This is a genomic window from Rubripirellula amarantea, from assembly GCF_007859865.1.
Lineage (GTDB): Bacteria > Planctomycetota > Planctomycetia > Pirellulales > Pirellulaceae > Rubripirellula > Rubripirellula amarantea.
This window is the reverse complement of the sequence record NZ_SJPI01000003.1, coordinates 309,920-330,392: the sequence shown is the minus strand read 5'-3', so window position 1 is coordinate 330,392 and position 20,473 is coordinate 309,920. Positions and strand designations below refer to the sequence as shown.

Sequence of the window (20,473 nt, the reverse complement as noted above, 5' to 3'; positions counted from 1 at the left end):
CCTGGGAAGCACTTACGCAGCAAGACGTCCTGGGTGATACTCACTTGCCTTCCATCCAAGACGTTTCTGAAAAACCAGTTGCTATGATCCAATTGTTTCAACGATTTTTATTCCTCAATGCGATCGTCTGCATCGCATTGGCAGGATGCGGCCGTTCCAAGGAAGTGGTATTCGAAAAGAGCCCTAGGCCGGTGAAAACGATGGTGCTGACAAAACAGCATCCGCCCGATGCCCCGCTTATCGCCGCCTCCGTGGGAGCTTGGCAGACCGAGGAGATCGGGTTTGAAGTTTCCGGACGTGTCGAGTTTGTCGCCGACCTGAACACAGAGATTGATGGTCGTATCTATGATTCAGACGGCAATCGTATCGTGGAAGGTACGCCCGTTGCTCGGCTTGAAAGTGAACGGTATTCGTTGCAGGTTTCGCGAGCGAAGTCAGAAGTGAAACGTGCCGAACAAAACCTTGTGGTAGCTCAGACGGAACTTGATGAAAGTATCCCGGCACAAATTGAGGCGGCAGCGGCGAGGGCGGAGCTAGCAAAAACGGAACTCGATCGCAGTCAAACGCTGAAGCAGCAAAACGCTGTGTCGCAAAGCGAGTTTGATGAGAAGACTTCTGCCTATCGGAATGCCGTTGCTGAAGTTAAGCAAGTGCTTGCATCCGAGACGTCTAAGAAGGCCGAGATTGAAGCGTTGAAGAATGCCATCCTGCAAGCGAAGCAAAGTCTTCGAGACGCCCAGCGAGACTTAGAGGACTGTACGCTCTACTCGTCCTTTCGCGGACAGATTGCGGGCACTTCGGTTGTGCCCGGCAGTATTGTCACAGCGGGTCAGTCCGTTGCCACGCTTCAGATGATGGATCCCATTAAGATCGAGGTTGAAATCTCCGCCGACAAATCTCGCCAAATGCAACGGATGGATAGATTTCCAATTCATGTGTCCATGCCTGACGGTTCGAGCACAGTGCATGAAGCGGTACTGCATCAAATCGATCCCGTCGCTGATCCCCTCACGCGAACATTTACTCTTACGTTATTGCTTTTCAATCGAAAGCTTTCTGATAGCGCGGGTGTCCAAGCCGCAACCACGTCCGATGTGTGGCGTCTCGATTTGAAGTTCTTGCCGGGTGCCGAAAACGGTGGGTTATTCGCGGAAGAGTCGTCCATCTTGTACGACTCCGAAGGTGCTTACCTATGGCAGATCACCAACACAACGATTCAAGGTCACTCGCCCGCTGACCATGTCGTTGAAGTGCGTAAGCTGCGCGTTGAGCCTTCACCGTTGAAGGTGCCGTATCTCGGCCGAACGGTGTTCCAAGAGGTCAAAGTTAACGACCCCGAGTTCGATGCGTCTCGTGATCTTGTTGTCGGGAAGCTTCGCGTAGCGGATGGGACCCCTGAACAATGGAATGGAAAAACCGTCTTTCTGGACGCCGCTAACAGTTGGATGCTTCGGCCTGGCGATATCGTGAAAGTGGATCTTTCCGCGACCGATTCGGTGGAAGGTTACTACGTTCCGATGGATGCGATCTCGCGACAGGCCGACGGGGCGTCAGTGTTCGTTGTGCGAGAGTCCGGTGGGCAAACGATTGCAGCGCGGGTTCCGGTTAAGGTTGTAAACAAAGGACAGACTGCTACGCCATCAAGTTTGCAGTTGATCGAACTTAGTGAAGATGCCGAGCAATCAGACAATAGCTTGGAAGGGGCTCGACTTATCACAGCGGGCGTGCATTACCTCATCGACGGTGAGCCGATCAATGTCATCGCACCATCGGAGACGGCTCTGTGAACCTTTCCGAAATAGCGATCAAGCATCGCCCAATCGTCTACACCTTCGTCGGCCTTTGGACCGCATGGGGCCTCTACACATTTTTTAACATGCCGCGTCGTGAAGACCCCAATTTCACTATTCGCACCTGTGTTGTTTCGACGCAGTGGCCGGGGACGCCAACGGTCCAAGTGGAAGAGCTTGTTACGGACAAACTAGAGGAGGAACTCGATAAGATCGCGGAGATCGACTACCTCAAGTCTGAGACAACCAACGGCCAGTCGGTGATCTATGTCAATTTGACCGACGACATTCTGCCTCGTGACATTCAACAAGTTTGGGACAAAGTTCGCGCCAAAGTGGACTTAGTTCCCATGCCAGCCGACAATGTGCACCCAATCGTCAACGACGAATTTGGAGACACAACAATTCTATTGCTTGGTGTCTATCAACAACCACTCGACGGCGAAACGCAGATCGATGATCGCAATCGCTATTCTCCGCGTGAGTTGGAAATCTATGCGGACCAAGTGCGGGATGCTGTGCGGTTGTTGCCGGGTGTTGCCAAAGTGGACAAGTACGGCGTCCAAGATGAAGCGATTTACATTGAGACCGATCTTGGATCGTGGGCCCAAATCAACTTAACGACCAGTGAGTTGAAACGCATGGTTGCTGATCGCAACATCGTTTCATCCGGCGGTAGTATCGATACGTCCAACGGCAAATTTAACGTCAAACCAGGTGGCGAATTCGATGCGATGAGCGAGATCGAATCGGTAAGTGTCGCCGGCGTCCGCAGTGGCCAATCGTATAATCAAGTCAGCTTGGCCGACATCGGTTTGACGGTGAAGCGAGACTATGTTGATCCCCCGCAAGTGATCTGCCGATTTACTGACCCGAAAGGCACGTTTCCCGCGGTGATGTTAGGTTTGACGATGAAATCAGGCGGCAACATCATCAACGTATGCGAGTCGGCGATGGCTCGCGTCGACCGAATGGTGCAAGTCGATCAATCGCTTCCGCGAGATCTATCTGTGCTTCCGGTATCGCAAGCATCGGACAACGTGAGTGCTAAGATTGACGAAGTGATCGGAAATGTTATTTCCGCAATCGTGATTGTTGTGGTGGTCGTCTACTTGTTTGTTGGCTTGCGGACCTCGCTTGTCATGGCGGCCAATATTCCGTTTGTGGTGCTCGGGTCTATCGCAGTCATCCGCATGTTCGGCGTTGAATTGGAACAAATATCACTCGCGTCGATCATCATCGCTCTCGGCTTGCTAGTCGACAATGCTGTTCAAGTGTGTGATCAAACTCGTTCCAATATCTTGCAGGGAATGTCGCCACCCAAAGCAGCAGTCGAGGGTGCCAAGACGTTGATGTTTCCAATGTTGACTGGCACTTTAACTACGGTTGCAGCGTTCTTGCCGATGCTCTTTGCACTGCAGGGTGGTGCAGCGGAATATGTCTACAGTTTGCCGGTGACGCTATCGGTGACGTTGCTGTTGAGCTGGTTCTTCGCAATGACCATCTGTGTGGTATTGGCTGCGGCGATCATTCGAGCACCTGAGAATCCAGACCTCCCTAACGCTCCACTTCCTTGGCTCAACTATGCATTTGAAAAAGGGCGTCATCGATGGCGTACTTGGCGGTCACAGCGGACAAACAAGACTACCAAGACATCCGCGCCTACCGATGGCAATGTGATTCTAGCGTTCTATGATGTAACCGCTCATCTTGCACTCAAGTTCAAGTGGGGAGTGGTCGCAGGGAGCATTGCTTTGTTGTTGGCGACGATGCAGCTTCGAGTCAGTAGCGAATTCTTTCCAATGGATCGACGTGACCAGTTTTATGTCAATGTCAGGCTTCCCGAGACATCAACGATTCAGCAAACTGATGCCATCGTGCGACAGGTTGAAGATGCAATCAAGAAACTGAGTCCTTGGACGGATCCCGAAGGGAACCAAGTCGAACGGTTGCGGGCAATGCGAAGCATGACGGCTCAAGGTGGATCGCGATGGTCGCTTTCGGTAAGCCCCATGCCGGCCGCACCCAATACAGCGGAAATCTTGGTTCGAACGAGCCATAGTGGTTGGACTGAATCGATGATTGCCGATTTGCGGCACGCCGTCGATGTGGGCGATCAAGTGCGAGGTATCCGACCCATTGCTGGTGCCCGAGTGACGACCAAAAGGTCCCAGATGGGGCCGCCTGCGAATCCGGTCGAGCTGCGTGTTTCAGGCGATGGGTTCGCGGATATTGCGCAAATGCGGCGAATCGCAGATGAGATTAAGTTGATGTTGCGCGATGAGCCTGGAACTTGGGATATCGCCGATTCATGGGGTATCGACAGTTTTCAATTAGACATTGATGTCGACGAAGAGAAAGCGAATCTCTCAGGTGTTACCAATGCTGCGGTGGCTGACACGCTCAGTGCTTATTTCTCGGGACTACAACTGACCGAGTTTCGGCAACGAGATCACGTGGTCCCGGTTTACTTCCGCTTGCGACCGGAGGATCGGCGTGATTTGTCTGGTCTTGGTGCAGCGTATGTCGAGGGAAGCAATGGCAAGTTGCCGCTCAATTCGTTCGCGCGAGTGCAGCCAACTTGGCAACCGGGAAAGATCGAACGACGCAGTCAAAACCGTACGATAGAAGTATCCGCCGAAGTCGAAGACGGTGTGTCGGGGAACGACGTGGTGTTGCGGATTTGGAAGTCGGAACGGATGAAAAAGCTACGTGAGTCGCTTCCTGTGGGCTATAGCATCGAAATCGGCGGCTCATTAGAAGAGAGCCAAGATTCTGCATCTCAAATGATGCTCTCGTTTGGTGTCTCGCTTTTGTCGATCGTCTTAATTTTAGTCATCCAGTACAACGGTTGGTCAAAGACGCTGGTGATTTTGACCACGCTTCCATTGGCGGTGATTGGGGCTTGGTTTGGACTCTGGTTGACCGATAACCCTCTCGGATTCATGCCTCAACTCGGTTTGCTTTCTCTGTTTGGTATTGTTCTAAACACCGGAATTATCTTCATTGAATTTGCAGATATCCTCGTCCTGCAAAAACGCGAACTACTTGTTGAATCCAACAGTGCAGATGGCCCAATTGTCGGGCTGACGCGGCAAGAGTTTCGTGAGTGTTTGGTTGCGGCGGGAAAGCAACGGATGTTGCCGATCTTCTTGACCACTGCGACTACCGTAGGTGGGTTACTGCCTTTGGCGTTGTCCGGTGGCCCGCTGTGGGAAGGCATGGCGTGGCTAATGATTTGCGGTTTGATCGTTGCCACGCTACTGACGCTTTATGTGGTACCAGCACTGTACGCCATTATTGTAGAAACCCTTGGAATTAAGCCGGTTTCATAGGGGTACGATTTGAATCGGTGGTGACAAACGGACCTCCAATTCCTGCTTGATTCGCCCGGGCAATTTCGAACGAACAAGTACTTGCGCTAGAAACGGCATGAGCTTTGCAACTGGTGGTTGTTGTCAAATCTATTCATTTGCCTAGCGAAAGATCATGTCTCAATCAAATACAGTCAACCGTCGTATCGTTCTAAACTCTCGGCCGCATGGTGCACCCAAGTCCGATAATTTCCGCCTTGAAGAGACAGAACTACCTGAATTGACTCAGGGTAACTTGTTACTGCGAACGGTTTACCTCTCCCTCGATCCCTACATGCGAGGGCGGATGAGCGACAAGCCGTCTTACGCGGCGCCGGTTTCGATTGGCGAAGTCATGGTGGGTGGAACAGTTTGTCAGGTTGAGCAGTCAATGCATCCAGACTATCAGGAGGGTGATTGGGTCTTAGCAAACAGCGGTTGGCAAGAATACGCTCTGTCTGATGGCACTGGTTTGATGCCACTGGGGCGAGATCTGGAACATCCATCGAGGTCGCTGGGGGTATTGGGGATGCCCGGTTTCACCGCATACATGGGACTACTTGATATCGGTCAACCTGCAGAAGGAGAAACAGTCGTGGTTGCGGCTGCTACCGGAGCGGTGGGTTCGGTGGTGGGGCAGATTGCCAAATTGAAAGGATGTCGGGTCGTGGCGGTCGCGGGAGGCCCGGAAAAATGCAAGGCTGGAGTTGAGACGTTTGGTTTTGATGAGTGTCTGGATCACTATGCCTCGGATTTTGCTCAGCAGTTGACTACCGCGTGTCCGCAAGGAATCGATGTCTACTTCGAAAGTGTTGGTGGCAAAGTTTTCGATGCTGTACTTCCGCTGTTAAACACAAAGGCACGAATTCCCATCTGTGGAATGATCGCCCATTACAACGACACCGGCTTGCCCGAGGGCCCGGATCGACTGCCGATGTTGATGCAAACGTTTCTGATAAAACGAATCAAGGCGCAAGGGTTCATCATCTTCGATGACTATGGGCCGCGCTACGATGAATTCTTGTCCGAAATGAAACCGTGGGTTGAACAAGGCAAAGTGAAGTTCATGGAAGATGTCGTCGACGGTCTCGAGAACGCACCAACGGCGTTCATGGGTTTGCTCGATGGTAAGAACTTTGGAAAACTCGTCGTAAAAGTAGCTTCTTAGGCACAAAGCTGCTGGGCTGATCAAAAAGTGTTCTTAACCTTTGAATCACAGCTAGGGAGGAAGACGGCTGACCGGATCAATCGCTTACTTTGGCGGAAATGCATTACTCAAGCTCTACGCGATCGTTGGCACATAGATTGCGACACTGTTGCTACTGATGTCGCGGAAGTGCAGCAGGTAAATGCAACAGGTGAAAACGTTGGCTTGCATGACCGATGACATTGGCGGACCGTGAAGGGTAACAGGTATTCCTAGTTCGATACTCGCAGCAAGTTCGACCGAATGGTCATGACAATTTGGCAAGAAGGGGAAGCAACGATGACAGACTTTACCGTCCATACCATTGAGAACGCTGGTGATAGCGGGGCCATGTTGGCTGACAGCAAGAAAAACTACGGGTTCGTCCCGAACTTGCATGCTGTGATGGCGGAGTCACCATCATTGCTGGAAGCCTATAAGCAGGTAGGAGCAATCTTCGGCAAAACGAACCTAAGTGAAACCGAACGTCAGGTGATCGCAATGACTAACAATCGTCTGAACGGTTGCGAGTATTGCATGGCTGCTCACACTTCTATCATGCAAACAGCGAAGGTACCCGATGACGTCATCGAGGCACTCCGAGACGGCACGTCAATTGACGATCCAAAGCTTGAGGCTCTCCGCGTCTTTGCCGAGAAGATGAATCTTCAACGTGGCTGGATCGATGAAAGTGATATCGACCAACTGCTCCAGGCCGGCTACTCGAAGCAAACCGTTTTCGATGTGATTGTTGGAACCGCCTTCAAGGTGCTTTCCAATTACACAAATCATATTGCGCAGACGCCGCTCGATGAACCATTTGAGAAGAACGTTTGGCAAGCTGAGTCTCGCTCCGCAAGTTGAATGGTCGAAGCCGGTGGCAATAGAAATAGGACACCGCGCTGTCGCGTTGCCGGTGTTGTATCCATTAATCAAACGCTGAATCAATGAAAGTTAAAAAGATGACAAGTGATCTTAAGGGCAAGTCAGTACTAGTTACTGGTGCAAATCGTGGAATTGGAAAAGCTATTCTCGAAGAAGCGATCCAACGTGGTGCGACGAAAGTCTACGCTGCAGTGCGGGACGTCGAGAGTGCCAAACCTCTAGTGTCTGAACATGGTAATAAAGTTGTCCCCGTTCATCTTGATTTAGATGACCCCGCTTCCATCGTCGCTGCGGCAGACACAGCATCCGATGTGGACATCGTAATCAACAATGCTGGGGTAATGAGGACAGCATCAGCTGTTTCGGATGATGCGATTGAAGCGTTGCAGTTTGAACTCAACGCCAACGTATTTGGATTGTTGCGAGTCGCAAAAGCATTCGCGCCTGTCTTGAAAGCGAACGGTGGAGGCACATTGGCGCAACTCAACAGTGTCGCCTCGCTGACAACGTTTCCTGAGTTCGCAACCTATTGTGCGTCGAAAGCTGCTAGCTATTCCATCACTCAGGCGCTTCGAGAATCATTGAGGGACCAAGGCACGCATATTGTCAGCGTTCACCCTGGACCGATTCAGACGGACATGGGAGCGAGCGCAGGTTTCGGCGATGCAGCCGCATCACCAACGTTGGTCGCCGAATCGGTATTCGATGCCATCGATCAAAAGCAATTTTTCGCTTGGCCTGATCCAATGGCCGAACAGGTTGGCGCGGCCTACCAAAGCTTCGCGGAAAACGTTATCGAATCAGGTATGCAAGAGAGCTTGGGATAAATACTAGGTAAGAACTCTTAGCGTGAGTCACCAAGCAAACCATCGCTAGCAGATCATTTGCAGCACGAACGGCGATCTCCGGCCATTGATGGCACGTGTCTCGGTAGCGACGTAGAAGACATTGTCTTGGGGCCAGTGCGACTGGTATCGATCATCTTGGCTCTATTGGCTTTGCAGGTTGCACTGATTTAGATGGCCAGCAGTGAACTAGCTGGAATTAAACAAATGTCTTCTTGATCGCATCACGCGGAAATGGACAACAAAGTCGTGCATGAAACTCATATGGCTAGGAAAATCCTGCTTACTTGACGGTTCCGGTTGTAGAAGGCAACCATGTGGTGGCGGGGAACCAGCAAGTGAGGGATACCCCTTATTTTGCTGAAACGCGTTGGAAGGAACCAACTTAGTGTCCGATAGTTCTTTCAGGGTAGTAGGCAGGGCTCGGTCGGTAACATGCGTTATCCATTGGGGCACTTCGGGGTAGGTGCATGCATGCCGACCGAGCCTGCCTGATTTAACGTCGAAGGAACCGGTAAATCTACTACTGCAGTCCGCAAGTGTAGCGTCGGGGGATTTAAGCTTGCGGTCACCGTTCTATTGATTAGAACGGCCGGTCATCCTTCGTCCATGCTTCTGCGATGACTGAAATGCGGACAAGCTCGGCGACGCTTTGGACATGAAGTTTCTTCATAAGGTTAGAGCGATGGCGTTCGACTGACTTCTCGCTGAGGTCGAGTTTCTTAGCGATTACCTTGTTCATGCGACCCGCAACCACATGTTTGAGAACGTCTTTCTCGCGTCGCGTTAACATTTCGAGCCTTGCATTCGCAACAGCCGAATTCTTTGCAATCGCTTCAAGTTTTTTGCGATCGGTGATGTCGATGAGCGTCGCCCTGACTCCTTCAAAGACACCATTGTCGTCATGCGTTGGTGTCGATGAGACCAGAACCCAGACGTCGTGACCGTCTCGATGCTTTAGCTTGCGCTCATAAACATCCCCAATTCCGCGAGCCCGTCGACTCAGGATTTCGCTAGTGGTCTTGGGCGATTCTATCGAATGCATATCGTAGATGTTCTTGCCAATTAATTCTTCGGTGGTGTAGCCAAGCATGTTTGCAGCCGCCTCATTTGCCCCGGTAAACACACCATCTGAGCTGACGTAGCAGAAGCCTTCACCCGCCGTTTCGAGCAGTCGTCGATACTGGTGTTCGCTGCGTTGAAGTGCCTCGATCAGTTGTTGGCGTTCGGTAATGTCTTGCGTGGTTCCATTTAAGACTTGCTTTCCGTCTCTAATGGTGATGTCGACGCAAGAAGCAAAGACTCTTATCGGGCCAAGGCTCGGATCGCTTCGGTAGGTGAACGTCAGAGTTACGTTTGGCTCTTCGATGGATTTTACAATTTCAGCCACGTACTCGCGGTCCTCGGGATGGATCCGCAACATGAAATCCTTGACGGAAGGTGCTTGGGCAGTCGGAGTCATTCGATGCAACTCGTAAAGTTCTTTTGACCACCAGCCCCTGGCTTCGCCCAATACTAATTCCCAGCTTCCCATCTTTGTGTGTTGTTGGGCTAACTCAAATCGCTCCTTTGAAAGGGCGAGTTGCGCTTCGGCTCGTCGTTGAGCCGTAACGTCTGTCACCGTCGCGGATACCGTATCGGAATCGTTCTTTGCAAGCGGACCGTAAACGAACGTAAACTGCATCGAAGCCGTGGTTCCATCTTTCCGAGTGACCGAATAGTCACGAGTTATGCTCGATCCTTGGACCCTACAAACTACCTGCATATCATTTGCAAATTGTTGCCGGTCATCCTGTTGCAATAGCTTTAGGAATGGGGATCCGATTACATCGACCGCCTGCAATTGAAGCAATCCTAAGAACGAGGAATTTGAGTCCCGAATTAGCAACGAAGTAGTGTCGATGCAAATGCAACCGATGCCAAACTCATCGAGATGATCGCCAAAGCCGAGCTGACATAAAGATGCATCGCCGGATCGAGATCGGCTAGCGGAGCTACTAGGTTGGGTTCTTTTCTTCGCCATCTACGCAATTCGAGGATAATACTGGAAGACGTTGGTCTTGTAGTCTAATGATCAGCGAAACCAAATTCGATGGGAAGAACGTCCGGGCGCTTAGCAGAAACACAAATTCTTGTCGTTGTTCAACGGAATGATCGTCTCATGGCGTTGGCAACTAGACTCTTTTGTGCAGGAGTTGGATTCGAACTCGTGCGGTAAGCCGAAATACCTTGCGATGGATCTCGAGGCGGTGCCGTCGGCGACTGCAATGCGAAAATGACACCGAAAACGAGTCGATGCACCGGTAAGTCAAACTGCGACTAGAATAGCACCTGCCGATTCCAACCCATTTGCTAAGTTGAAGGCTCACCGCACTAATCGGCAAAGAGACAGTGCCGAACTCAAATTCAGAGAAATTTCATAAGTCCTCACAAACCTTTTAAGTTCATCCGGCTTCGCAATCCTAGTAGATAGGACTGGAAGATAGTGCAAAGATGATCACTTCGTTTCGATGCATCTGGCTGAAGAATAGTCGTCTTGAATCACCAGAATCCACATTCGATGAAAGCTACGTTGCTCGCATCGGTTGACGAACTACGTTGTTTGCGTTCGTTATTGCCATAGATTCTACTCTGGTGACACGGCTAGTTGTGCGAATTCAAACAATATTGTCTTTGTGAGATCAGTTGTCCTCGTGAGATCAGTTGTGCATGGGCGTCAGCCGTGCAGGGCTTTTCTGTTCATCAATTAAACCAGGCCTTTGATTCTGCACAGACTAGTTTATTAGTTTTCTGAAAGATCAAGTGATTGCGTTGCCTGACGAATGATTTGAGCACTTGCTTGCAGGGCACGTTGCTCAGTTTGGTCCAGGTTCAACGGGATAGGGGCAATCACGCCATCGCCACCGATCAGGTGCGGCATTGAGATGGTGACGTCGGGCAGCCCTTCCATTTTTTCGATACGCGAGCAGATCGTCAAAATGGAACGTTGGTCGTGCAAAATCACGTCGACTATCTTGGCAATAGCACCACCGATTCCGTAGTAGGTTGCGCCCTTGCCTTCGATAATACGATAGGCCGCTCCCCGCACTTGTTGGTCTATCTTCGAGCGAGAATCGTCATCTAACTTCACGCCGCGTACCTTACCGAACTCTTCAAGCGACATGCCTGCGATCGTTACATGAGACCACGTTAGCACTTCGGAATCACCGTGTTCGCCGACAACGTAACCATGCACATGTTGCGAGTCGATTCCGTAGTGTTGGCCAAGCAGAGTGCGGAAACGGGCGGTGTCGAGCATCGTTCCCGCACCGATAACTCGATGAAGTGGCATCCCACAAGCAGTCGCAAACTCGCCTGCCATATGAGTCATGATGTCGACCGGATTGGTCGCAATCAGCAAGATGGCACCGGGAGCATGCTCGATTATTTTAGGAATCACTTCACGAAATACATCCGCGTTTCTTTGCAGTAGTTCTAGTCTTGTTTCACCAGGCACTTGATTGGCGCCGGCAGCAACGATCACGACTCGGCTGCCAACCAAGTCAGCGTATTCGCCCGGTAACAACGTTAGCGGGTTCGAAAAAGGAACTGCGTGCGATATGTCATCGGCTTCCGCAGCCGACCTAGCGGAATCCAAGTCTACCATCACGATCTCTCGACCGATTCCTTGCATGACCAGCGCGTACGCGGCGGTAGATCCGACGAATCCGCTTCCGACAATTCCAACTTTCATAGGTAACCTTTCGTTTGTAGTTCGAGCTCTTCATCAAGTGAATCGAAATCAACACCTTCCGTTGACGTCGCGTCGATGCCCAAGGTTGCGACTCCCAGCAAGAATTGACCAACATCAAGATAAAGTTGCTTGTCTAACCCGTGCTGCCTGTCGTTCGATTCGCGTCGGTGGATGTTAATGAATCATTTGCGCCGCTATCCATCTGTTACTTCAACGCTTTGGACGCGTATCGACCATCGCCTTGCTCTTGATCCAAGACACGTTAAGAGTTTTCAGTGTCTAGATCGGTGCATTCCCGATTCACTCATTTGCTTTATGGGATGACACAAAGACAAAGTGCTACGGTTGCACATTGGGGCTAGAAGCATGTCGGGCCGTACTTGTTGGCAGAGTAACGAGTCTCGGCGTAGTAAGTGATATCGTGACCGATACCGTTTTCGGTAACGCGATTCTGATCAACAAATAAATTTTTTGAGACATGAAACTGGCTCCGTGAACGATTTGCGATTCGACTGCTTCAGCCTTCTAAAATAGATCGCATATGCTTGGTAACATCGGGTTCACGATAGACCCGTTGAATCATTTCGGAATAGGTATCAGCGAAACGTTCGTTGTTCGCAAGGTCACCAAACACAGATTTTACTTTCAGGAATGACAGCCGGTCTTGGTCGGTCGCTTTGGCTGCTTCGTGCAAGCTGTCTTTCAGTTCGTCCGTGACTTCGAGTGAATTCCCGTGACGATCGGCGTGACGGTCGCTGTAGTAGCACCAAGCAGCGATCACAAGCGTAGCCAACTGAATGCTCCCGCCACTTGAAAGGTTCTTCCGAATGGTGGGCATCAAGAAGACAGGCAACTTACTCGAGCTGCCAAGGCAGATGCGGGCGAGATTGTCTCTGATGTTCGGATTGCCAAATCGTTCGATCAGAGTTGCTTTGTATTGGTCCAGATCGATTCCTTCGACTGCATCGAGGACTGGGGCAGCTTCACGATCGTAAAACTGTTTTAGAAACTCGCGAAACAGATCGTCATGCACGCATTCGTCAATCGTTTGGTAGCCGAACACGCTACCAAGAATCCCCAGTACCGAGTGACCAGCGTTAAGTAGCCGCAGTTTCATCTCTTCATAAGGTTTTACGTCCCCCACAAATTGGGCGCCTACGTCTTGCCATTCAGGTCGACCTGCCGAAAACTTGTCTTCGATCACCCATTGGCAAAACGGTTCGCAAACCACCGGCCATTGGTCATCCAAGTCAAACTCGGAACGCAAGAAATCAATGTCCGATTGAGTGGTCACAGGAGTGATCCGATCGACCATCGCATTGGGAAAAGAGACTTCACGTTCAATCCAGTTCGCTAGGTCCTTGTCCTGCAGTTTCGCAAAACCGAGCACCATTTTGCGAGTCAGATCGCCGTTATGTTGAATGTTGTCACAGGACTGAATGGTGAATGCTTCAAGACCTTGGTCGCGGCGTTTTCGGAGTGCTTCAGTCAGAAAGCCAAAGACCAAGCGAGGTTGAGTTGCGTTTTGAACGTCATGCTGTACGTCAGGATTCGATGCATCGAAGTCACCTGTTTCGGCGTCGATGTTGTATCCTCCTTCGGTGATCGTTAACGAAACAATCTTGGTGTCGGGATGAGCCATTCGATCGATGACGGATTGTGGATCATCACATCCCATCATGAAATCAATGATGGATCCGATCACCTTCGTTTCGATCCTACCGTCAGGATGCTTAACGATTAGCGTGTAGAGGTAATCCTGCTGTTTCAGGATCTTCGCCATCTTCCGATCGGGCTCCCGCAGGCCTACACCACAAATTCCCCACTGGGAAGAAGCTCCCGATTCGAGTAGCAAGTCGGTGTAGAACGCTTCGTGAGAACGATGGAATCCGCCAATTCCCACGTGGACAATCCCGGTCGTGACGCAACTACGATCGTAGTGGGGACGAACAATATCATCGCTAAGCTGCGCCAAGTTTTTATTGTTCAACGAGATTGGGATATTCATATTGCTACCTGGTTCAGTTTTTTCGTTCGCTGCAAAACCCAGTAAGCGGAAACGAAGTAAGTAATCGTTAAGGCAAAGCCCCACGCGTAGAAAATCGACGCATTACGCTCGTAGATTGTCATGTCCGGACTAGCGAACATCACCACCAACGCCAGAACTAGTGTGATTGCCAGGGCCAACCACTTTATGACACGCAGCACATTCGTCATTGCTGAGGCATCGTAAATCGGTCGTTGCAGCAATCTCGCTCGTTGCTGCTGGAACTCTCGGATTGCCTCGTTGCGTTTTTGCTCGGCGGCCACCTCGACTGGATAGCTATCCCTGGCTCCATAAAGGCTCGCCAGCATCGTGTAGAAAACGATGGTAAATGCCCAGGTTGGCAGGAATAGGTAAAAGAACGACATCACATGCAAGTAGTTCAGCCCGAAGCCAAATACAAGTCCAGCTACCCACGACGCAACCGCTGGAGTGCTGTGAGTCAGACCCTTGTACTTGGCCCAGTACCTCGTCAACGAGATGCGGGGAAAGATGACATGTTCGGCGAACACGATTCCACCGACTGGGACCACGATCAAACCTGCGTAGGTAAGAAGCGGGAGAATTTGTTTGTACACGAAGGGGAAGCACGCGATCGCGACGGTGACGACACCCACTGTGAAGGTGACCTTCTTTCGTGAGTGCATGTGGAAAATTGCCTGGGCTGCCAAACCGGCGCGATAAAGGTTCGCATTGGCGGTCGTCCAACCCGCTATGATCACGATCACGTATCCCGACAAACCCAGCGCACGATAGGCAACGTCGCCGGGGTCCAATTCGACGATGGTGGATTTCATAAGCACCGCTGTTCCTGCACCCATGATCCCTGCAGCAATCCAGGCGATGTAGTGACCAAACAGCATGCCGGCACTGGTGCAAAGTCCATAGACGCTCTTCTTTGCGTAACGCAGGAGTGCCATGTCAATCAATCCAAAGTGGGTGATCGTATTGGCTGCCCAAGCGAACCCGATGACTTCCAACAATCCAATGCCGGGTTGCCCTTCACTATTAATCCCGGTCCAAATCGATTGATCGCCGATCGCGATGAAGTCGGCAAACCCGGTTAGTTGAGTGCTGCCAAGGACTGCGTCGGCGAGCGCTGGGAACAACACCAATGCGCCGCTGACGAACATCACAACCAACCAGGGACCGCAGAGACCTGAAAATTCAGCAACGGCATTAAATCCATACATCGCAACTAGCACGACGATCATCCCCACGGCAACAACAACCGCGATGAATAGTCCGTCGCTGGGGTACCATTCCAATTGCGCCGGGATATTCAACAGCAGCCGAACGGCCGTGCATGAAACGGTGATCATTGCCGCCGAGATGACGGTGAAGATCAGAACGTTGGCCCAGTTGTAGAGATCGCTCATTGAGTCCCCAGCGATCTTATGCAGATACGTATAGAGACTTAGCCGCGTTTGGACTGCGATTGGCGTCGTGATCAACGTCCAGCTTAGAATCGCAAGGATATTGCCGATCAATAGCCCGATCAGAATGTCTTTCGTGGATGCACCTAACGCGACGAATGTTGCTCCGATGACAAACTCGGTCGCTGCAACATGCTCGCCAGCATACAATCCCGCAAAGTGAGTCCATCCATGCAGTTCGTTCTCTGCGACCGGCAATTGCTCGGGGTCAATACTTGAGATCGCAATTGCGTCATCATCGTCGCTCATACAGTTCGCTTTGTGTTCATGTTGCTATTCCATGGTTGTCAGACAATTGTTGTCAGACAATTGTTGTCAGACAATTGTTGTCAGACGATTGTCGGCACGATGCCCCCATCGACCCTTAGCGAAGCACCGTTGATTGCCGACGCCAGTGGGCTGGCAACGAACGTAACTAGGTTGGCGATCTCTTGAGGGGCAATCAGTCTTTGAATCAACGAGGTCGGTCGATTCTCTGACATGAAGCGTCGCTCGGCCGATGGGTAGTCTAGCTCTGGGAAAAGATTGGTGACAAATTCCTTCACACCGGGTGTCATGGTTGAACCAGGCATGACAGTATTCACTGTAACAGAACTTCCCTTGGTCAACTGAGCCAAACTGCGTGAGACGGCGAGCTGAGCGGTCTTTGTCATCGCATAATGAGGCATCTCGGGCGCCGGGACTACTCCTGATTCACTGCTGATAAAGATGATGCGTCCGGTATCGCGGTCAAGCATTTCCTTCAAGTAGTGTCGCGCCAGTCGCACACCGCTCATGACGTTGATGTCGAAGATTTCCTGCCATGCTTCGTCCGTCAAGTCAAAGAAATCGACTGCCTCAAAAATGCCGAGATTGTTGATCAGAATATCAACTTGAGGATGCTGTTCTACGGTTTGAGCCACCCCAGCGGATGTCCCATTATCAGCTACGAGTCCAATCAGGTCGGCGTTGGGTGTTCTCTTTCGAATCTCGTCCATCGCTTTGCTAACGCTCGACTCGCTGCGGCCGTTGACGATCGTCGTTGCTCCCTCGGAAGCCAAGTTGCTTGCGATTGCCAATCCAATGCCACCGGTTGATGCCGTCACCAACGCTGTCTTGTTGTTGAGTTCTAATTCCATTGCTTAGATTCAGAAGGTTTGGAGATACGTGTCGTAAGTAGTTGCAAAAGGTATTTCGCGGACTCCGTCACGGACAGAAAGCCCGCTGGAGCACCTAGTTTGCAATGCAATAGACATGCCGATGTCGCGTCAGAACCACGACAAGAAGGTTTTTTCGGATCATCTGGATCGAGTCACGGAGTGTCTGGCATCACAGAGGGCGATTTGCCCACATCGGCGCAACAGATAGGCACGTTTGTCAACATGCTGACATCGTTCATCTCCAGGTCGGCCATTGAGCCATAAACACGCACAGGAACATCCCATGAGCAATCGGTATCTAGGAATCAATGCCGTGTTGTTTCATCATTCGGTAAAGCTTGCGGCGCTCGACGCCAAGGATGCGTGCCGCTGCAGATTTGTTGCCGTTTGCTTTTTCTAGAACTTCAGCAATGTGCTGCCGTTGCAACGTCATTAGCGTTCCTTCCGACTCAGGCACTTCCGCATCAAAGTTGTTTGGCAAAGGCTCAAACTCGTCTGGCAATTCTTCGATCGTGATCAGGGAATCAGAAAGGACTTGGGCTCGTTTGATCGTGTTGATCAACTGACGTATGTTGCCTGGCCAGTTATGCGATTCGAGTGCTGATCGAGCGTCTTCATCCAGCTCGTATCCTTCACCGAGAAAATGGTCCAGCAGAAGGCTGACGTCCCCCGAACGCTCACGTAGCGGAGGCAAATCAAGAGTCAGGACATTGATTCGGTAGTACAGGTCTTCTCGGAATCGACCTTCTTCGACTTCTTGTTTGAGGTTTCGATTTGTCGCTGCGACGATTCTTACATCGACTCGGCGTTCTTTTTCAGAGCCGACTCGACGCATCGAACCGTCTTCCAATACGCGAAGCAGCTTAGGTTGTAACGCGAGCGGCAGCTCTCCAATTTCGTCAATGAATAGGGAGCTGTGATCAGCCACTTCAAAGAGTCCCGATTTCGCCGATGTTGCACCGGTGAAGGAGCCTTTCTCGTGTCCGAATAGTTCACTTTCGACGAGTTGTTCCGGCAACGCGGCGCAGTTCACTGTCACCATTGGGCGATTGGCACGAGAGCTAGCTTGATGGATCGCTTGGGCGACGAGTTCCTTGCCCGTGCCACTTTCACCCTCGATCAAGACGGGATTGTCTGTCGGAGCGACACGATCGATCAGCCGCAATACCTTCTGCATCGGCTCGCATTCGCCCAACATCTTCGCTGGCGGTCGTTTGGTGCGACCAATGACTTCGCGTAGCTGCGTGTTTTCTTTGCGAAGTTTTCTTCGTTCGAGTGCTCCCAAGCAGCGACGTTCCAGCTCAAGCATCGGGAACGGTTTCGAAAGAAAGTCAAATACCCCTCGCCGCATCGACTCAACGGCGTTTTCAATCGTCCCAGCGCCGGTGAGGACGATGATCTCCGTTTCCGGGTTGATGTCCCGCATCCGCTGGACGAGTTCAAGCCCGCTGAGGCCCGGAAGGTTCCAATCGAGCACGGCAATGTCGAAATCACGTCGTTCACATTGGCTGATGCCGTCCTGGCCACTGGATGTGTAGGTAACCTGATGGCCATTCTTTTGAAACCAGCGAACGCATCCAGCGGCGAAATCGGAATCATCGTCAACGAATAGAATTTCAAATGTTTCCTTTATCATTGCCTCATCTTAGTCGTTTGGCGATGAGCCGGAAGGCATCGAAGCGATATGATCTAGTCGCGAACCCGCTTGCGAGCTTGCTAATTTCAGTGTCATTTCAGTATCAAAGCGAACTCACGTAACGCTGTACCGCCATGAATCGTCCCGAAAATCTTCGTCAACATGATCTGCTCGAAACAGATCTACGTGGTCAAACGCTCGTGCTGAAGCGACTGGCCGAAGGAGCCTCGCTAGACGAAGTGTTGCATACGTTGATTGACGTCGCTGAAGAATCTCGACCCGAGATGATTGCTTCGGTGCTTTTGGTCGATATGGAATCGGGGCGTCTTCGTAGCGGGGCTTCTCGCCGACTACCTGCTTTCTATTGCGACGCGATCGATGGGACGATTCCGGGGCCAAACGTTGGTTCTTGCGGGACTGCCGCGTTCACGCGCAAACGGGTCGTGGTGGAAGATATCAGTTCGGACCCACTTTGGGACGGCGGTCGTGAAGTCGCATTGAGAGCGTCACTTCGTGCTTGTTGGTCGGAGCCGATCATTGCTTCGACCGGCGAAGTGTTGGGGACCTTCGCAATGTATTACAAGAGTCCTCGAGCACCAACGCAGAACGAGTTGGACTTCGTATCGAGTTGTGCAAACCTCGCAGCGTTGGCGATTGGACGCGTGCGGTATCAGCATGAGGTCGAACGCGAGCGTGCGTTGCTAAAGACGATTGTCAACGGAGTCCCCGATGCCCTTTTATCGAGTAGTCTCGAACGCAAGATCACACACTTTAGCCGTAGCGCGTCGAAGATGTTCGGATACGAGCCCCATGAGGTATTAGGAAAAGATACCGCGTTCCTTTACGCAAATGCCGAGGATCATAAGCGACTTGCCAGAGAGCGATTCAATACCGACGTCACGCAAGCGGCCGAGGATCTTGAGGTGATTGAAATTGAGTGGCGTAAGAAGTCGGGAGATACTTTTCCTGGTGAAATTGTTGGCGGCACGATCCGAGACGAGCACGGTTCGCCACTGGGCTTCATTGGCATGATTCGCGATATCACTGACCGCAAACTTGCAGAGGCCAAACTTGCGGCCAGTCAGGACAAGCTTGTGCAGGCCGAACGACTTGCCGCGATGGGGCAAATGGTTTCGGCTATCGCTCATGAAAGCCGAAACGCGCTGCAGCGAATTCAAGTCAGCGTCGAAGTCCTTCAGTACGACATTGAACCGGGAAGTGAAGCTAGGCAGGACCTCGACCGGATCAGTCGCGCGAAGGCAGACCTGGAACGACTACACGACGAGCTTCGTAATTTCGCTGGCCCCATTCAATTGATCGCGGCAAACGGCAACTTTGCTGAAGTGTGGCGACAGGCCTGGACGAATCTGAAAGTCTCGCGAGGTGAACGCGATGCTCAACTCATTGAACAAGTCGCGAACGTGAACTTAGATTGTCGCTGCGACGCGTTCCGTCTCGAGCAAGTGTTTCGAAACCTCTTCGAAAATTCTCTTGCCGCGTGTAGTGATCCGGTCCGTATCACAGTGACCTGCCAGGAAATCGATATCGACGGGGTGCCCGGTTTGCAAATTTCAATTCGCGACAATGGTCCGGGCCTGCCGCCGGAAATGCGTCCCTACGTTTTCGAGGCGTTTCATACGAGTAAGGCCAAGGGAACCGGTTTGGGCATGGCAATTGCGAAGAGGTTCCTGTTAGCTCACCATGGCACGATTGAAATTGGAAGCGATTCTAATGATGGTGCTGAATTCGTAATCAAAATGCCGCGAGCGTAACACAGCAAGCGAAGCTGGTTTACATCGAGCGATAAGTAGGAACGCGTTGAGTAAATGCTCGACACTCGATCATGACGAACCGCCTAAGAATCGTAATCGCTGACGATGAAGCAGACATACGGCACGGATTTCGGCGTTTGCTTTGCAAACTGAACTGCGATGTAGTCGGCGAGGCAGCCGATGGTCTGGAACTTGTCGTTGTGTGTCTTTCATCGCAACCCGATCTGGTAATCACCGACGTTCAGATGCCTAAGTTGTCCGGGCTCGAGGCGGCAAAACGAATTGCTCAGAGCCAGATGATTCCCGTCATCGTGGTATCGGCCCACGAACGGCCAAATGAACAAGAATTGGGCTTCGTCACGGATTTTCTATTAAAGCCTATCAGTGGGCCAGAATTGCAAGCCGCTATCTCGCGAGCATGTCCTGGCAGATAGAAACGGTTACGTCAGGCGAAACTCGGCGGTAGTCGAGGTGCGCGGATATGGGCGCATCGAAAACGAGTTGTCCGGTATTGCTCCACCACAAAATCCACCGCAAAGGATTCTTCTCAGCAATTGCGAGAGCGAGTTGCTTTGCAACTGGTGGATCCATCGCTGCATCGAAGGCGCAAAAAAATCCCCTTCAAAACACATGGTTTCGAAGGGGATTTTTGAC

Annotated in this window: 13 protein-coding genes; 7 read left to right on the top strand and 6 right to left on the bottom strand. The window is 51.5% G+C overall.

The window, feature by feature from the left end; genetic code table 11:
* Nucleotides 1-83 precede the first annotated feature (83 nt).
* From Pla22_RS21200 to Pla22_RS21180, 5 genes are all read left to right on the top strand, one after another.
* Nucleotides 84-1,787, top strand: coding sequence for an efflux RND transporter periplasmic adaptor subunit (locus Pla22_RS21200; protein WP_146516808.1), 1,704 nt, complete (start codon nt 84-86; stop codon nt 1,785-1,787).
* Entirely contained in the window at nt 1,784-5,125 is a 3,342-nt protein-coding gene (locus Pla22_RS21195; RefSeq protein WP_146516807.1) for an efflux RND transporter permease subunit, read from the top strand. Before Pla22_RS21200 ends, Pla22_RS21195 begins: the two co-directional genes overlap by 4 nt.
* Before the next feature lie 154 nt (nt 5,126-5,279).
* Complete coding sequence (locus Pla22_RS21190; RefSeq protein ID WP_146516806.1) at nt 5,280-6,311, top strand: NADP-dependent oxidoreductase; 1,032 nt, start codon at nt 5,280-5,282, stop codon at nt 6,309-6,311.
* Between the two features lie 318 nt (nt 6,312-6,629).
* On the top strand, nt 6,630-7,193 hold the full coding sequence (locus Pla22_RS21185) for a carboxymuconolactone decarboxylase family protein (RefSeq protein WP_146517352.1): 564 nt from the start codon (nt 6,630-6,632) through the stop codon (nt 7,191-7,193).
* Between the two features lie 98 nt (nt 7,194-7,291).
* A complete protein-coding gene (locus Pla22_RS21180) occupies nt 7,292-8,041 on the top strand; it encodes an SDR family oxidoreductase (RefSeq protein ID WP_146517351.1) in 750 nt (249 codons plus the stop codon).
* 601 nt (nt 8,042-8,642) lie between these two features.
* Here Pla22_RS21180 and Pla22_RS21175 read toward each other — a convergent pair.
* The 6 genes from Pla22_RS21175 to Pla22_RS21150 all read right to left on the bottom strand — a co-directional run bounded on the left by Pla22_RS21175 (nt 8,643) and on the right by Pla22_RS21150 (nt 18,047).
* The gene (locus Pla22_RS21175) at nt 8,643-10,082 is read right to left on the bottom strand and encodes a PAS domain S-box protein (protein WP_146516805.1); all 1,440 of its coding nucleotides are present in this window, start codon (nt 10,080-10,082) and stop codon (nt 8,643-8,645) included.
* A gap of 759 nt (nt 10,083-10,841) precedes the next feature.
* The gene (locus Pla22_RS21170) at nt 10,842-11,792 is read right to left on the bottom strand and encodes an L-lactate dehydrogenase (RefSeq protein ID WP_146516804.1); all 951 of its coding nucleotides are present in this window, start codon (nt 11,790-11,792) and stop codon (nt 10,842-10,844) included.
* 517 nt (nt 11,793-12,309) lie between these two features.
* Nucleotides 12,310-13,800, bottom strand: coding sequence for a mannitol dehydrogenase family protein (locus Pla22_RS21165; protein WP_146516803.1), 1,491 nt, complete (start codon nt 13,798-13,800; stop codon nt 12,310-12,312).
* Nucleotides 13,797-15,521, bottom strand: coding sequence for a purine-cytosine permease family protein (locus Pla22_RS21160; protein WP_146516802.1), 1,725 nt, complete (start codon nt 15,519-15,521; stop codon nt 13,797-13,799). Before Pla22_RS21160 ends, Pla22_RS21165 begins: the two co-directional genes overlap by 4 nt.
* An 80-nt stretch (nt 15,522-15,601) precedes the next feature.
* Nucleotides 15,602-16,390, bottom strand: coding sequence for an SDR family NAD(P)-dependent oxidoreductase (locus Pla22_RS21155; protein WP_146516801.1), 789 nt, complete (start codon nt 16,388-16,390; stop codon nt 15,602-15,604).
* 319 nt (nt 16,391-16,709) lie between these two features.
* On the bottom strand, nt 16,710-18,047 hold the full coding sequence (locus tag Pla22_RS21150) for a sigma-54-dependent transcriptional regulator (RefSeq protein WP_146516800.1): 1,338 nt from the start codon (nt 18,045-18,047) through the stop codon (nt 16,710-16,712).
* 134 nt (nt 18,048-18,181) lie between these two features.
* On the opposite strand from Pla22_RS21150, the gene Pla22_RS21145 reads away from it, so the two are divergent.
* Both Pla22_RS21145 and Pla22_RS21140 read left to right on the top strand, forming a co-directional pair.
* A complete protein-coding gene (locus tag Pla22_RS21145; RefSeq protein WP_146516799.1) occupies nt 18,182-19,819 on the top strand; it encodes an ATP-binding protein in 1,638 nt (545 codons plus the stop codon).
* A gap of 71 nt (nt 19,820-19,890) precedes the next feature.
* Entirely contained in the window at nt 19,891-20,253 is a 363-nt protein-coding gene (locus tag Pla22_RS21140; protein WP_242632230.1) for a response regulator, read from the top strand.
* Nucleotides 20,254-20,473 lie beyond the last annotated feature (220 nt).

Bases quoted from the DNA above. Each gene is read 5' to 3' on its own strand.
- Pla22_RS21200 (WP_146516808.1), top strand. From the start codon at position 84: ATGATCCAATTGTTTCAACGATTTTTATTCCTCAATGCGATCGTCTGC.
- Pla22_RS21190 (WP_146516806.1), top strand. From the start codon at position 5,280: ATGTCTCAATCAAATACAGTCAACCGTCGTATCGTTCTAAACTCTCGG.
- Pla22_RS21185 (WP_146517352.1), top strand. From the start codon at position 6,630: ATGACAGACTTTACCGTCCATACCATTGAGAACGCTGGTGATAGCGGG.
- Pla22_RS21180 (WP_146517351.1), top strand. From the start codon at position 7,292: ATGACAAGTGATCTTAAGGGCAAGTCAGTACTAGTTACTGGTGCAAAT.
- Pla22_RS21175 (WP_146516805.1), bottom strand. From the start codon at position 10,082: ATGGCGAAGAAAAGAACCCAACCTAGTAGCTCCGCTAGCCGATCTCGA.
- Pla22_RS21170 (WP_146516804.1), bottom strand. From the start codon at position 11,792: ATGAAAGTTGGAATTGTCGGAAGCGGATTCGTCGGATCTACCGCCGCG.
- Pla22_RS21165 (WP_146516803.1), bottom strand. From the start codon at position 13,800: ATGAATATCCCAATCTCGTTGAACAATAAAAACTTGGCGCAGCTTAGC.
- Pla22_RS21160 (WP_146516802.1), bottom strand. From the start codon at position 15,521: ATGAGCGACGATGATGACGCAATTGCGATCTCAAGTATTGACCCCGAG.
- Pla22_RS21155 (WP_146516801.1), bottom strand. From the start codon at position 16,390: ATGGAATTAGAACTCAACAACAAGACAGCGTTGGTGACGGCATCAACC.
- Pla22_RS21150 (WP_146516800.1), bottom strand. From the start codon at position 18,047: ATGATAAAGGAAACATTTGAAATTCTATTCGTTGACGATGATTCCGAT.
- Pla22_RS21145 (WP_146516799.1), top strand. From the start codon at position 18,182: ATGAATCGTCCCGAAAATCTTCGTCAACATGATCTGCTCGAAACAGAT.
- Pla22_RS21140 (WP_242632230.1), top strand. From the start codon at position 19,891: ATGACGAACCGCCTAAGAATCGTAATCGCTGACGATGAAGCAGACATA.